General features: G+C 43.7%; 11 protein-coding genes. 8 read left to right on the top strand and 3 right to left on the bottom strand.

Annotated elements, in window-relative coordinates; translation table 11 throughout:
• Positions 1-5 precede the first annotated feature (5 nt).
• Both ACLWMH_RS03525 and lpdA read left to right on the top strand, forming a co-directional pair.
• Positions 6-1064: a 3-dehydroquinate synthase gene (locus ACLWMH_RS03525; protein ID WP_411915365.1), complete on the top strand. Its 1059-nt coding sequence runs from the start codon at positions 6-8 to the stop codon at positions 1062-1064.
• Between the two features lie 225 nt (positions 1065-1289).
• Entirely contained in the window at positions 1290-2648 is a 1359-nt protein-coding gene (gene lpdA / locus ACLWMH_RS03520; RefSeq protein ID WP_411915364.1) for a dihydrolipoyl dehydrogenase, read from the top strand.
• A gap of 348 nt (positions 2649-2996) precedes the next feature.
• Here the strand turns inward: lpdA and ACLWMH_RS03515 are convergent, their stop codons facing one another.
• Entirely contained in the window at positions 2997-4367 is a 1371-nt protein-coding gene (locus ACLWMH_RS03515) for a leucine-rich repeat domain-containing protein (RefSeq protein WP_411915363.1), read from the bottom strand.
• A 287-nt stretch (positions 4368-4654) separates the two neighbouring features.
• Here ACLWMH_RS03515 and dapB point away from each other — a divergent pair, with 287 nt between their 5' ends.
• From dapB to ACLWMH_RS03485, 6 genes are all read left to right on the top strand, one after another.
• Positions 4655-5386 (top strand): 4-hydroxy-tetrahydrodipicolinate reductase, encoded by a 732-nt coding sequence (gene dapB, locus ACLWMH_RS03510; RefSeq protein ID WP_411915362.1) that lies wholly within the window; start codon positions 4655-4657, stop codon positions 5384-5386.
• A gap of 9 nt (positions 5387-5395) precedes the next feature.
• Positions 5396-6817, top strand: coding sequence for a signal peptidase I (gene lepB / locus ACLWMH_RS03505; protein ID WP_411915361.1), 1422 nt, complete (start codon positions 5396-5398; stop codon positions 6815-6817).
• Complete coding sequence (locus tag ACLWMH_RS03500) at positions 6801-7445, top strand: WbqC family protein (protein WP_411915360.1); 645 nt, start codon at positions 6801-6803, stop codon at positions 7443-7445. The genes lepB and ACLWMH_RS03500 overlap by 17 nt, the downstream gene beginning before the upstream one ends.
• A gap of 7 nt (positions 7446-7452) precedes the next feature.
• Positions 7453-8034, top strand: a complete 582-nt coding sequence (locus ACLWMH_RS03495; protein WP_411915359.1) for a nitroreductase family protein — start codon at positions 7453-7455, stop codon at positions 8032-8034.
• Positions 8035-8115: 81 nt separating this feature from the next.
• Entirely contained in the window at positions 8116-10122 is a 2007-nt protein-coding gene (locus ACLWMH_RS03490) for a heavy metal translocating P-type ATPase (protein WP_411915358.1), read from the top strand.
• Between the two features lies 1 nt (position 10123).
• Positions 10124-10537: a Fur family transcriptional regulator gene (locus ACLWMH_RS03485; RefSeq protein ID WP_411915357.1), complete on the top strand. Its 414-nt coding sequence runs from the start codon at positions 10124-10126 to the stop codon at positions 10535-10537.
• Here ACLWMH_RS03485 and mutY read toward each other — a convergent pair.
• Together mutY and pfkA are read right to left on the bottom strand one after the other, a co-directional pair.
• Positions 10534-11586 carry an A/G-specific adenine glycosylase gene (gene mutY / locus ACLWMH_RS03480; protein WP_411915356.1) on the bottom strand — a complete coding sequence of 351 codons (1053 nt, stop codon included), beginning with the start codon at positions 11584-11586 and terminating at the stop codon, positions 10534-10536. The genes ACLWMH_RS03485 and mutY overlap by 4 nt on opposite strands.
• Positions 11587-11605: 19 nt before the next feature.
• The gene (gene pfkA, locus ACLWMH_RS03475) at positions 11606-12598 is read right to left on the bottom strand and encodes a 6-phosphofructokinase (RefSeq protein ID WP_411915355.1); all 993 of its coding nucleotides are present in this window, start codon (positions 12596-12598) and stop codon (positions 11606-11608) included.
• Positions 12599-12932: the final 334 nt, after the last annotated feature.

The raw sequence follows: 12932 nt of genomic DNA, 5'->3' as shown, positions 1-12932 counted from the left end.
AGATTTTGCTCTGCCACACAGATTATTCTGAGGAGACGCTACAGGCATTGCATACACGGCTTAATCCGGACAAAACTGTAGCAATCATTGACTCAAACCTTAGAGATGGGCAAAGAGCTCTTTTGGAGCCCATCTTTAGGGTTGTACCTGAGAATAGGAGACTCTACCTGACAGGGGGAGAAGAAGTCAAATCACTAGGTCTTGTAAAAGAAATTGCACTTTGGCTGAATAGATGCAGAGTAACGCGTCATTCTCTTATTTATGTAGTTGGAGGTGGCTCTTTATTAGACTTCTGTGGCTTTGTTGCAGCAATCTATAAGCGTGGAGTACCTATTGCTTACGTTCCCACGACACTGATGGCTATGGTGGATGCAGCTTATGGTGGGAAAACTGCTATTAATACAGACGACATAAAGAATCTGTTGGGCGTTTTTCAGGAGCCCAACGCCATCTTGCTTGATGAAAGATTTCTCACAACTCTAAGCGATAGAGAAATACTCAGTGGCTATGCAGAGGTGCTTAAATATGCTTTGCTGGAAGATGACCAGTTCTTTGCTAAAGTACTTACCACTGACCCATTAAATAATGGGATGGGTCTTAGAGAACTAATTGATCAATGCGTAACGATCAAAAAACGTTTTGTCGAAGCCGATCCCTACGACTTAGGAATTCGTCAATATCTCAATTTAGGTCATACGGTAGGACATGCCTTAGAAGGCTTTTCCCACACTTTAGAGCCTCTTAGACATCCTGCCCTTAGGCATGGTGAAGCAGTTATGATCGGCATCATTGTAGAGCTCTATATTTCGCACAAGCTGCTTGGCTTTCCATTGGAAAGGATGCATCAAATCGTAGATTTTGCAAAAGAGTTCTTTTCTCCCTACTTTTTTGAGTGTAAGCAGTATAACGACATTATCAACCTAATGCTTCAGGACAAGAAAAACAGTGGTGACGATATTGCTATCATAGCCTTACGTCGTATTGGGGAACCCATGAAAATTAATGCATCTCGTGTACAACTACGCAATGCCTTTGATTTCTACCGCGAAGTGATTGGAGGCTAATCTTTCGCACGCACTTGCAGCGAAAAGCTCTATTTTTATGAAAAACAGCCTTAAGCCCTAATAAATTCATTTCTAACTGAAGAGGTTACCTTTTAACTAAGTCACACTTTTTCACTATTTTTGAATAGGGTTCTAGAGAATAAACTAGTCCACACAAGAGAATCGGATACAAACAGTTAAACAACAATAGACGAATAACAACAGACTAAATATTTTTATAGCCATATGTATGACATAGCGATTATCGGGGGAGGCCCCGGGGGCTACAGTGCAGCTCTTTTTGCTGCAGCTAAGGGAAAGAAGATTGTTCTTTTTGAAGAGCGTGCAATTGGTGGAGTATGCCTCAATGAGGGCTGTATCCCTACTAAAACACTACTTCATTCGGCTCATCTGTTACAGGATATGCAAGGAGCTGCAAAGATGGGGATCAAATATGAAGGAGACTTAAATGTAGACTTCAAGCGTATTTCAGCACGCAAGAATAAGATAGTGAAGAAACTCACTGCCGGTATATCTATGCGCCTAAAGGAGTGCGGTGTAGAGGTTGTAGAGTGTCGCGCACGTCTTAATGGTACGGAAGGGGAAGCCATTCGTATTACAGCCAATGGTACTGATTATTTGGCAAAAGATGTAATCCTTGCGACCGGTAGCGAACCGGTCATTCCCCCTATCCCTGGAGCTGAGACTTCAGGATACATTACCTCTCGTGAGGCTCTGGAAGCAAAAGAGTTGCCAACAAGCATCGCTATCATCGGTGGGGGCGTAATTGGAATTGAGTTCGCTGACTTCTATCAATCTTTGGGCTCACAGGTAACTGTCATTGAGATGATGCCTGAAATACTGGGTAACATGGACAAAGAAACCTCTGCAATGCTGCGTGAATCGCTTGTAAAGCGTGGGATCAACATTCTGTTGAATACCAAAGTAGTAGCACTCGCCCCGGGAAAAGTTTCCGTAGAGCATCCTGATGGAAGTACTGAAGCCATTGAAACAGAAAAGATCTTGATGTGTGTAGGTCGCCGGCCACAGGCAAATGATTTAGGTTTGGAGACCCTCTCTATAGAAAAGAATAGAGCCGCTGTCAAAACGAACAACTACTTGGAGACCTCACATCCACACGTCTATGCCATTGGAGATATCAATGGAACATCGCTTTTAGCACATACTGCCGTGCGAGAAGGAGAGGTTGCAGTAGAACGCATTTTAGGCATTTCAGAAGCAGGAGGAATGAACTACCATGCTATTCCCGGTATTGTCTACACCCATCCTGAAATTGCCGGTGTGGGGGCTACAGAGGAAAAACTTCAAGCCGAAGGTATCCCTTATAAAGTAATGAAGCTACCTATGACTTACGCAGGGCGCTTCATTGTAGAGTCTGAGGGAGTAAACGGACTTTGCAAAATAATTACCGATAGTAAAGATAGGATCATTGGCTGCCACATATTTGGCAATCCGGCTAGTGAGATCATTCTACCGGTAGCTATTGCCATTGCTGAAGAAACTAATGTAGAGACTTTTCGTAGAAACTGTTTCCCACATCCGACGGTGGGAGAGATTCTTCACGAAGCCATCCTCTCCGAATAATATTATTACTCGACCGGAGTCCTATTCAAGTGGGCCCTGTCTTCCTTTATCTTACAGACGCATTGTAAATGATGCGTCTGTATTTTTACACTCCAATTATAGCTTTGCGTCTATAACCCTTGGATAGTCTTTTCCTTACTCTACACATGAAGGCTAAAGCTATCAGATACCTTATAGCTTCTCATTAAAGGGCCACCTCAATCACTAAATGAGTATGCTTGGTACATAATTGTATCATCTATCAAAGGATATGGCTTTCCGCTGAAGGATGCAGATAAAATAATGGGGCGTAGTATGTGTATCATACTGCGCCCCCATATTTTTCGTAAGGATCTCCTTTAGTTCAGTTCATCGGGCAATCATAAGTACCTGTACAGATGTACCTATACGCAGCAGGTAATTACCAGCATCATAGGCAGTCAACGATAAATAGGCCTCACCTGCTTCATTGGTATTAGTACGCATACAGAGTCTGCCATTAGGTGTGTATAGCGACACTACAGTATTAGGCTCTGCGCCTTGTATTGTTAGGTAATCTTTTGCAGGATTAGGATAGAATAACAGTCGTTCGCTTTGATGTAATGCAGCAAAAACCGGTGCGCCATCATAGGGTTTTTTGTCACTATTATAGATATACCAATTCTTATTGTTTGCTTTAGTTACATCGGTAGTAAGGCAGACATTATCCGGCTCCGAAGGAATTGCTTTTACAGCTATAACAGCCCCTCCCCTACTGTTCATTCTATTCACAAGACTCTCAATCATAGCGGTCATCTTTTCTCCCTTTATGGTATTTCCATAGCACTGCAACCAGAAAAGATTACGTGCCGGTGATAGATCAAGCGAAGAAAAGAGATTGCCGTTGCAGTGGAATTCCTGCAAGCTCTTTGCGGGCGTTAGGTCAAAGGTTGTCAACTTATTATCGGCACAAACGAGCTTTTCTAATACAGGGGTTGGCTCAATGCTCAGCGAAGTAAGATTATTGCTACTGCAATCTAACCAGATTAATTTTTTTAGGCCGGAGAGATCTAAGGTAGAAAGCTTATTTTTGTGGCAATAGAGTTGGAGTAACTCTGGTACAACGGACAAATCGAGTTTAGTGATAGCATTCTGATGGCAATAAAGAAACTTCAAGTTTGGCACCTTTGAAAGATCCAAAGAGGAGATGAGATTCTCAGAGCACCACAACTCTTCCAGCATGGGTACATGAGATAAATCTATTGCGGAAAGCTGATTGGTAGAAGCCCACAGTTCAGTTAACTTCGCTTGATTGGGGAGAATAAGCGAAGAAATTCTATTGTCATAGCAGAAAAGCTTCTGCAAATTAGGAGCTTCTGTAAGGTCTAAAGAGGTAATTTGGTTTGTGGTGCAATCCAGTAATTGTAAGGCATCCGTCCCCTTGAGGGTTAAACCCGAAATAGAGTTGGTATAGCAATACAACTCGGTAACCTTTCCATGAATTACTATATTACCTGCGGTCAAAGTGTAGACGGCAAGTCCCTTTTTGTTGATAACAGGCTCCTCCTTCACCCCCTCCATAGTGATGGGAGCTTCACCCACAATTCTTATTTTTACTGTCTCTCCGGCTGTTTTAGCAGTGGATAAGGTAATGAGACTTTCCGCATTTGCACGCAATGCACTGGCTACTAACCCCATAGAAAGCGCTAAGAAAGAGCAAAACAATGAGATAAGAGACCTTGATGTAGTAGATGTTTTCATCTTAATCTTTTTCAATTCAACTGACTTATTTTCTATTTATCATCAAAGTTAAATAATTAATGCTGTTATTATTCCATATTGACAGAGACTTTAGTAGAAAGCTATTCCTTTTCCAAGGGACTTTCTTTTCAAATGTATTCCGCACGAATAGTAACAAGTACTTTAATTTCCGGTAACAGTAACTAAAAGGTAACGGGTAATAAGGCGTGAGGTCTTTTCTCTAAGATCGCTCACTATGAGGTAAAATCGGTAACTTTGGCATGAGATAGTAAGTAAAAGATAGAAAAATGGACATTATACTTATTGGGCACGGACGCATGGGTCAAGCTGTAGAAGAAGAAGCGTTGCTTGGCGGTCATCACATTGTAGCTTGCTTTGACACTCAGCAAGGCAAGCCTTTTAGCCGTACTGCAGTGCTACCTCAAGCGGACGTATGTATTGAATTCACCATTGCTGAAGAAGCCTACAACAATTGTCTTACTGCTTTGGAAGCCGGCTATCCTGTAGTGAGTGGCACAACAGGATGGAACGAGGGGGTAAAAAAGCTTCAAGCACTCAGTGAACAGAATGGCTGGAGTTTCTTCTATGCCCCCAACTACAGCATCGGTGTCAATTTACTTTATTCACTAAATAGGCATTTAGCCAATCTATTAACTCACGTAAACGGCTACTTGCCTTCCATAGAAGAAAGACACCACATATTTAAGAAAGATGCTCCAAGTGGTACAGCAATCGCCCTTGCCAACGACTTGATCGATATTGACCCGAGCTATACTAATTGGGCACCTGCTCCACCTGCTATAGAGGATAATCATATCATTCCCATTGTATCTGTACGAGAAGGACAAATACCCGGTTATCATGGCGTTACATTTACCTCGCAGGTTGATCGTATCACTATTGAGCATGAAGCGTTTAGTCGCAAGGGATTAGCCCAAGGGGTACTACTGGCAGCCGATTATGCAACGAAACACAAAGGCGCCTTGGACATGAAACAGATGTTAGACATTACTGAATAATCATCCAATATGGAACAAGAAAAAAAAGGTCGCAAAGAGAAAAATAGGAAGCTCAGACAGCTTATTTGGGGTTCTTTTGTCACTCTCCTATTTATCCTTTTTGCTATTTGGGCAGGATGGGGTTGGTTTATTTTCCTTCCGCTTATCGTAGACTACTACTTCTTACACTATATTAAGTGGCCCAAGGTAAGCAGGGTCAAGAATAAATTTCTACGCGGCTTCTTATCATTATTAGGCGATTTGGTATTTGCAGCCATAGGGGTTACCCTCCTGAGTACCTACTTCTTCCAAAATTTCGCTATTCCCTCCTCCTCTTTGGAGAAGACTCTGCTTGTAGGTGATTACCTCTTTGTCAATAAACTTAGTTATGGGCCTCGCACGCCTATGACTCCGATTGCTATTCCCCTAACACACAACACTTTTAGGGGGCATAAAAGTTACTTAGACAAGCCTCACTATCCATACAGGAGATTGAAGGGTGGACACAAGCCTAAGCGGGGAGATTTGGTTGTATTTAATTTTCCTGCAGGAGATACGGTAGCCCTAAATATGCCTAATCCTGATTATTACACACTAAAGGCAATATATGGCGAAGAGGTACTTCACAACCGCCCTGATATTTACGGACGTATTGTCTACCGGCCGGTGGATCGTCGTGACCATTATGTAAAAAGATGCGTAGCTACTGCCGGAGACAAGATTGAAATTCGTAACAACGAAGTCTTTATAAATGACAAGAAACAAGCTTTTCCTGATAAAGGGCAGCTCAATTACTACATTCAAATGGGCAAGGAGCGCTTTACTGAGGAGGAGATAGAGCATTTAGGAATTTCAAAGGCAGATCAACGCTCGAGTATTATTTCAGCCGCAGACAACGCCTTGCTCTACAAGCAGGGACTGAAACCATTAGAACAGGATAACAAGGGAATACTTTACCTCTTTCCTCTTACGAATGAAAGCTATAAAGAGGTTGCAAAGGATCCGCGTGTGGTGGCTATCAGCGTAGAGAAAGCATCAGAAAGTCTTACCTACCCATTGGAAGCCAACACAGGGTGGACTCGCGATAATTGGGGGCCTGTGGTCATACCGGCAAAGGGAATGACAATCACCCTAGACAGTGCCTCGCTCGCTATCTATAAGCGCTGCATTGTAGCTTATGAGGGTCATAAACTGGAGTACGATGCTTCCGGTAATATATTGATTGATGGGCAACAGGCAACAGAGTATACGTTTGCCATGGACTACTACTTTATGTTGGGCGATAATAGACATAACTCTGCCGATAGCCGCTACTGGGGATTTGTTCCGGAGGATCACATCGTAGGAACACCCTCGTTTCTCTGGCTTTCAATAGACAAAGATAAGCCTCTATTCAAAGGGAAAATACGCTTCAAGCGAATGATGCGTGCAATCCATGGGCAGGCACTCTAATATTCGGCATCTACTGCCCATTAGTTATGCTCCAAGTATAGAGTACTTTTCTTTTTTATTAAGTGAAGGTACCTATATAGATGCAGCAGAGCACTATGTCAAACAGACTTGGCGCAATCGCTGTCGCATATTAAGTCCTCAGGGAATAGTGGAGCTTACCATACCGGTAAAGCAGGGAGCCTCCCGAGAATGCCCTATTCGACAGGTAGAGATTTCACCTCATGACCACTGGTATTCAAGGCATTTACAGGCGATAAAAAGTTGCTATGGCAGAACCCCATACTATGAGTATTATGAAGATGCCATTACGCCCCTATATGAAAGGCAACGCTTTCAATATCTTTTTGACTTTTGTTTGGCTCTAATCGACACCATAGTCCGACTAATTGAGTTACCTCTCCACTATGAGCTATGCGAAACCTATCAAAGCATCACTGATGATGACTATAGAGGGTGCTTTGACCCTTCTACTCCTCAGATGAGTAGTGACTTTGTGCCCATACCCTACTATCAGCTATTTGAAGGGAAAAAGCACTTTGTGCCAAACCTAAGCATATACGATCTAATTTTTAATATGGGGCCTGAGGCAAGGCTTATATTGAGAAAACAAAACCAATTGCTTACATAATCACAAAATGGAAAATAATACACTAATTGACTTAATCAAGAAAACACGTTCTGTACGTCGCTTCGATGAAAGTGTACCTATTCGGGAAGAGGTATTGCGTACATGGATAGGAAATCTACGATACACCTCCTCTGCACGCAACTTACAGCCTTTGAAATATAAAATAGTAACTGAAAAGGATGATTTGGAGCTCATTTACCCTCTGTTACACTGGGCGGGGTATCTAAAAGATTGGGATGGTCCTTCACAAGGCGAGCGTCCAACGGCTTTTGTGATTCAATTGGTAGATACGGATATAGCCACCTCAGCCCGCTTTGACGAGGGGATTCAATTGGAAGCACTCATGCTTCAGGCCACTGCAGAGGGATGGAGTGGCTGTATCATACAAGCATTCAATGCCGCCAAGTTAGTTGCGTCTTTGTCTATTCCGGAGAGATTCTCTCCTCTTTCGGTAATTGCTTTTGGGAAAGGTATTGAGCAGATAGTTATAGAAAAGCTCGTAGCCGATGGGAGTGTACAGTATTGGCGCACTGCCGATGGCGTACATCATGTGCCCAAACGGATTGCTGAAGAACTTATTATCGCTTAAACCCTCTCTCTCCGGAGCATTGCAACACAGTTGCATTTAGGCTCATTATCTTTGCTTTAGACAAGTAGATAGTATTAACCTATGAAGGAGAAAAACATCGCTAATAGCAAAGATAAACCAACGGCACAACCTGTCGGTTGCGCATGTTGCTGCGAGCAACACGCTAAGGAATCACATTCACACGACCACTCTGAGGAAGAGTCGGCTAAGGGACTTATCATCAGAATCTCTATTTCAACGATTCTACTGATCGTTAGCGTATTACTTGATTTTAGGCTGCTATCGCCAGATATACCCTACAGGGGTATTATTATCTTGGCAGTTTCCCTATTAGCCTACATACCAATCGGATACAACGTGCTGCGAGAAGGCTTGGAGCTTGCTTTCAAGAATCGTGATGTGTTCAACGAACTCATGCTAATGTCTGTCGCAACTATTGCGGCATTTGTCATTGGTGAGTACCATGAGTCCGTTTTGCTAATACTCCTTTACTCTATAGGAGAGCTGCTTCAAGATAGGGCTTCCGATAAGGCTCGCAAAAACATACAGACCTTAATCGACATCCGTCCAAAGACTGTTACCGTGATTACCCCCAATGGCACAGAAGAGAGGGAGGCAAGAAAATGCTCCGTAGGGGACAAGCTCCGCTTCTTACCGGGGGAACGCATCGGATTAGATGTAACCTTGATGGATAGTGCCGGAGATTTTGATTACTCTTCTCTTACCGGGGAAAGCCTCCCCGTACATTGTAAGCAGGGCGATGATGTGATGGCCGGTGCTATTGTGCTATCGAAACCTATTGAAGGCGTGGTGAATAAGCCATTTGAGGATAGCACCTTGTCGCGCATTATCAATATGGTAGAGAATAGTGCAGAAAGAAAACCTGACACAGAACGGTTTATCCGTCGTTTTGCCCGTATATATACCCCTATTATTGTAGCTCTTGCTGTTTTACTCATTTTCGTACCATTTTTCTTCGGACTATACAACGGAAATGCCGCTCCTTTTCACGACTACCTCTACAACGGGTTAGTGCTACTAGTTGCTTCATGTCCTTGCGCTTTGGTCATTAGCGTACCACTTAGTTTTTTTGGTGGATTAGGGGCTGCCTCACGGAATGGTCTACTCTTCAAAGGAGCTCTTTTCTTAGACAGACTGAGGCATATTGATACTTTTGTATTTGATAAAACAGGAACGTTGACAGAGGGTGTTTTTCGCATAAGTAAAGCATTAACTCATGTCGATGGTATCAACAAAGAGAGCATTCTCTCCTCTGTAGCCACATTGGAGAGAGACAGCTCTCACCCTATTGCCCAAGCTGTGGTAGCTTATGCGCAAGAGCTGCAATGCAGTATGACAGCACCACTCTCTGACATTGAAGAAATAACCGGTATGGGGATGAAGGGTGTGGACGACAAGGGCAACGAGATCTTAGTAGGCAATGAAAAGCTGCTGGAAAAGTATCGGGTTACCATTCATGCACTACCGGAGGAAAGCAGTAGTCACATTCTCATCTCTTGTGCAGGAGAGCATGTTATGACGCTTATACTCTCCGATAAGCCCAAAGCAACTGCCCAGCAAACAATTAAGGATCTACAAGAGCGAGGCTACAAGACCATAATGCTCTCAGGTGATAATAAGGCAGTGGTAGCTTCTATAGGAAAAGAACTCAATGTAGATGTTGCACTTGGCGGACTTCTTCCTGATGACAAGATTAAAGAAGTGGAAGCACTTCGTAAGCAAGGGAAAGGAATAGCATTTGTGGGAGATGGGCTTAATGATGCTCCTGTCATGTCCCTCTCCGATGTATCCTTTGCTATGGGAGGGATAGGAAGCGATACCACAATCGAAATAGCCGACGTAGTGATCCAAAGCGATGATCCTTATCGGACGGTGACTGCCGTTGATCTCTCACGCTATACCTACAAGATAGTCTTGCAGAATATTATCTTTGCTTTAGCAGTAAAAGTAATTGTAATGGGTTGCGCTGCCTTTGGAGTAGCTGAGCTATGGTGGGCTATTCTGGCTGATGTTGGCGTAACACTCTTAGCCATACTTAATAGTTTACGGACTTTACATTATCGATAAAATGGCCGATTCCGAAAAATTAGAGGCGCTCTTCCGCCTTCATAATAAGCGTCTTACTCCTACGAGGAAGCTGATATACGATACCTTAGCCTCCTCCGACGAGGCTTTGACTATGCAAGATATTGAGTTGCTTGCCGATGGTGTCGATAAGAGCACTGTTTCACGCGCACTCCATGTATTAGGCTCTATTGGAGCCGTGCACAGAATTACGGATGCCAATGGACTTTTCAAGTTTGCAGTCACCTCATTTGAGGAGGGGATGCCACTTGTCAGCCATATTCACTTTAGTTGCATGAAATGCGGTAAAACATACTGTGTCGAGAGCGTTCACATACCCCCTATTCACCTTCCCGACAATTTTAAGGCTACCGATTACAACATCGTAGTAACCGGCATTTGTCCCTATTGTCATTAGAGGAGCTCTTCCATAGCCTTTGTAAGGATGATAGGCATCCCATAATTGGCTATTTCCTCTTTTCTTACTTCAATAAACCCTTTGAAAGGTGACTTTCCTTCCTTTATTTTTGCTTTGAGAACCGTTATGTAAAGCACTCGATGGGTCAAGCGATGAACGTATGAACGAAACTCGCCTGTAAGTGAGCCTGCAGTATGGCTTCCCCATACTCTTTCTACTACTTCTCCCACCCTTTTCGGATCAATAGGCTCACTGCTCTCATAAAGTGGGAACTCATATAGACTGTGCCAGATATCTTTGCCTTCCCTTCGCTTAATCCAAAGCTTTCCTTCTGAAGACTCCACCAAAAGATAAAGCATATACCGACTTTTGACGGCGGTCTTTCTACTCTTCTGCGGCAAGCTAAGTTCATGCCCCGTACCGGCTACTGCGCAATTATTTGCCAAGGGACACTCGTTGCACCTTGCCTCACGTGGCATGCAGCATAGTGCGCCAAGCTCCATTAAGGATTGGTTCACCTCAGCTGATTTGCCAAGGGCGATCAATTCCTCCACATAGTGCTTTACAAAGCGTTTTCCTTGTGGAGTATCAATAGGTATTTCCGAAGCGGTCAAGCGGGATATTACACGCAATAGGTTTCCATCCACAGCTGCATGTGGTGCATTAGCTGCAAAAGAGGATACAGCAGCTGCCGTATAATCCCCCACTCCGGGCAAGGAGAGCAATGTGTCATAATCGGAAGGAAAGACGCCTCCAAGCTCACTCACTACCTTGCGAGCTGCCTTGTGCATATTTCTTGCACGCGAATAGTATCCCAACCCCTGCCACAAGCTCAGTACATCATCTATATCGGCTTCTGCCAATCTATCCACAGAGGGGAAACGCTCTACAAAACGATAATAGTAATCCAATCCTTGCACTACACGGGTTTGCTGTAGGATAACCTCTGAAACCCATATTAGATAGGGATCACGCGTCTCTCGCCATGGTAAGAGACGCTGATGCTCGTGATACCAAGCGAGAAGTGCTGTGTGTATTTCGTCAAGCATGAGAATCACCTCATAAGACTTATATGGAGAGGATATTTACTATCTCTAATAATTTTTCGTGAATAGGCTTATGGTCTTTAATTGCCTTTACAAAAGGCACATATACAATCTCATCATGATCATAACCGATCATTACATTGCGTTGATCCTCAAGGAGAGCCTCTATAGCAGCTACGCCCATACGGCTTGCCATTATTCGGTCAGTGGCGCAGGGGCTACCCCCACGCTGAATATGCCCTAATATAGTTACACGCACATCGTAGTCGGGGAAGCGCTCTTGTACTTTGGCTGCGGCTGCCATTGCACCGCCCCCTTCCTCATTGCTTTCCGTTACCAATACGATACTGCTGCTCTTTGTTTTGCGGAAGCCGCTGCTGATACTCTCCTCTATATGCCCTGTTGTATGGTGCATTTCAGGAATAATAGCCGCTTCGCATCCCCCTGCAATAGCTCCGTTGAGAGCCAAGAAACCGGCTTCACGCCCCATCACTTCCACAAAGAAAAGCCGATTGTGGGATGATGCCGTATCGCGGATCTTATCCACTGCCTCCACTATCGTATTTAAAGCTGTTGTATAGCCTATAGTTAGGTCAGTTCCTTGTAAGTCGTTGTCTATCGTGGCAGGCACCCCTACTATAGGGTAATTGTACTCTTGTGCCAATGCTCTTGCCCCGGCGAGAGAGCCATCCCCTCCGATCACCACAAGGGCATCTATTCCTTGCTCACGGAGGTTGGCGTAAGCCTTTTTCCTTCCCTCTTCTGTCCTAAACTCATCGCAGCGGGCTGTTTTGAGAATAGTACCTCCGCGCTGAATGATATTACTTACATCCTCCGTTCGAAATGATTTAAAGAGCCCCTCTATTATCCCAAGATAACCTTTGTATATTGCTTTTACCTCTATTCCATGATATATGGCAGCCCTCGTAACGGCACGAATAGCTGCATTCATTCCGGGGGCATCGCCTCCGGAGGTGAGTAGTCCAACTCTCTTGATGCTTCTATTTCCCGACATACTAATTCACAAGCTTAAATACTTTTCTACCAACCACTCTACGCAAGAGACCTTTTTCAAAAGGTCTTACAAAGGTAACCTCTTCGTATGAAGAAACAACTAACAAATAGTTCTATAGTTTCAATTCAAACCTACAGATCTATCGTTTGATAGGTTCTGATCTTTTCATTCAAAGATCAGAACCTTTTGGCTGCCCCATTCCATGCAACAAAAGCACGCACAGTAACTCCGCCTTACTCCACACAAGTAGTAGGCGTTTTTTTCATCACGTAATACATACAGAATGCAGCTGTGCGCCCATAGTATTTTACATTCTGCATATTTCTTTTGACTG

This window comes from Porphyromonas miyakawae (assembly GCF_045865415.1).
In the GTDB taxonomy this organism is placed as follows: domain Bacteria; phylum Bacteroidota; class Bacteroidia; order Bacteroidales; family Porphyromonadaceae; genus Porphyromonas; species Porphyromonas miyakawae.
The sequence above is the reverse complement of the archived record's forward strand: the minus strand, read 5'-3'. Positions and strand labels throughout refer to the sequence as shown.

Excerpts from the sequence above, each read along its gene's own strand:
- lpdA (WP_411915364.1), top strand. The coding sequence starts at position 1,290 with ATGTATGACATAGCGATTATCGGGGGAGGCCCCGGGGGCTACAGTGCA.
- ACLWMH_RS03515 (WP_411915363.1), bottom strand. The coding sequence starts at position 4,367 with ATGAAAACATCTACTACATCAAGGTCTCTTATCTCATTGTTTTGCTCT.
- dapB (WP_411915362.1), top strand. The coding sequence starts at position 4,655 with ATGGACATTATACTTATTGGGCACGGACGCATGGGTCAAGCTGTAGAA.
- lepB (WP_411915361.1), top strand. The coding sequence starts at position 5,396 with ATGGAACAAGAAAAAAAAGGTCGCAAAGAGAAAAATAGGAAGCTCAGA.
- ACLWMH_RS03500 (WP_411915360.1), top strand. The coding sequence starts at position 6,801 with ATGGGCAGGCACTCTAATATTCGGCATCTACTGCCCATTAGTTATGCT.
- ACLWMH_RS03495 (WP_411915359.1), top strand. The coding sequence starts at position 7,453 with ATGGAAAATAATACACTAATTGACTTAATCAAGAAAACACGTTCTGTA.
- ACLWMH_RS03490 (WP_411915358.1), top strand. The coding sequence starts at position 8,116 with ATGAAGGAGAAAAACATCGCTAATAGCAAAGATAAACCAACGGCACAA.
- ACLWMH_RS03485 (WP_411915357.1), top strand. The coding sequence starts at position 10,124 with ATGGCCGATTCCGAAAAATTAGAGGCGCTCTTCCGCCTTCATAATAAG.
- mutY (WP_411915356.1), bottom strand. The coding sequence starts at position 11,586 with ATGCTTGACGAAATACACACAGCACTTCTCGCTTGGTATCACGAGCAT.
- pfkA (WP_411915355.1), bottom strand. The coding sequence starts at position 12,598 with ATGTCGGGAAATAGAAGCATCAAGAGAGTTGGACTACTCACCTCCGGA.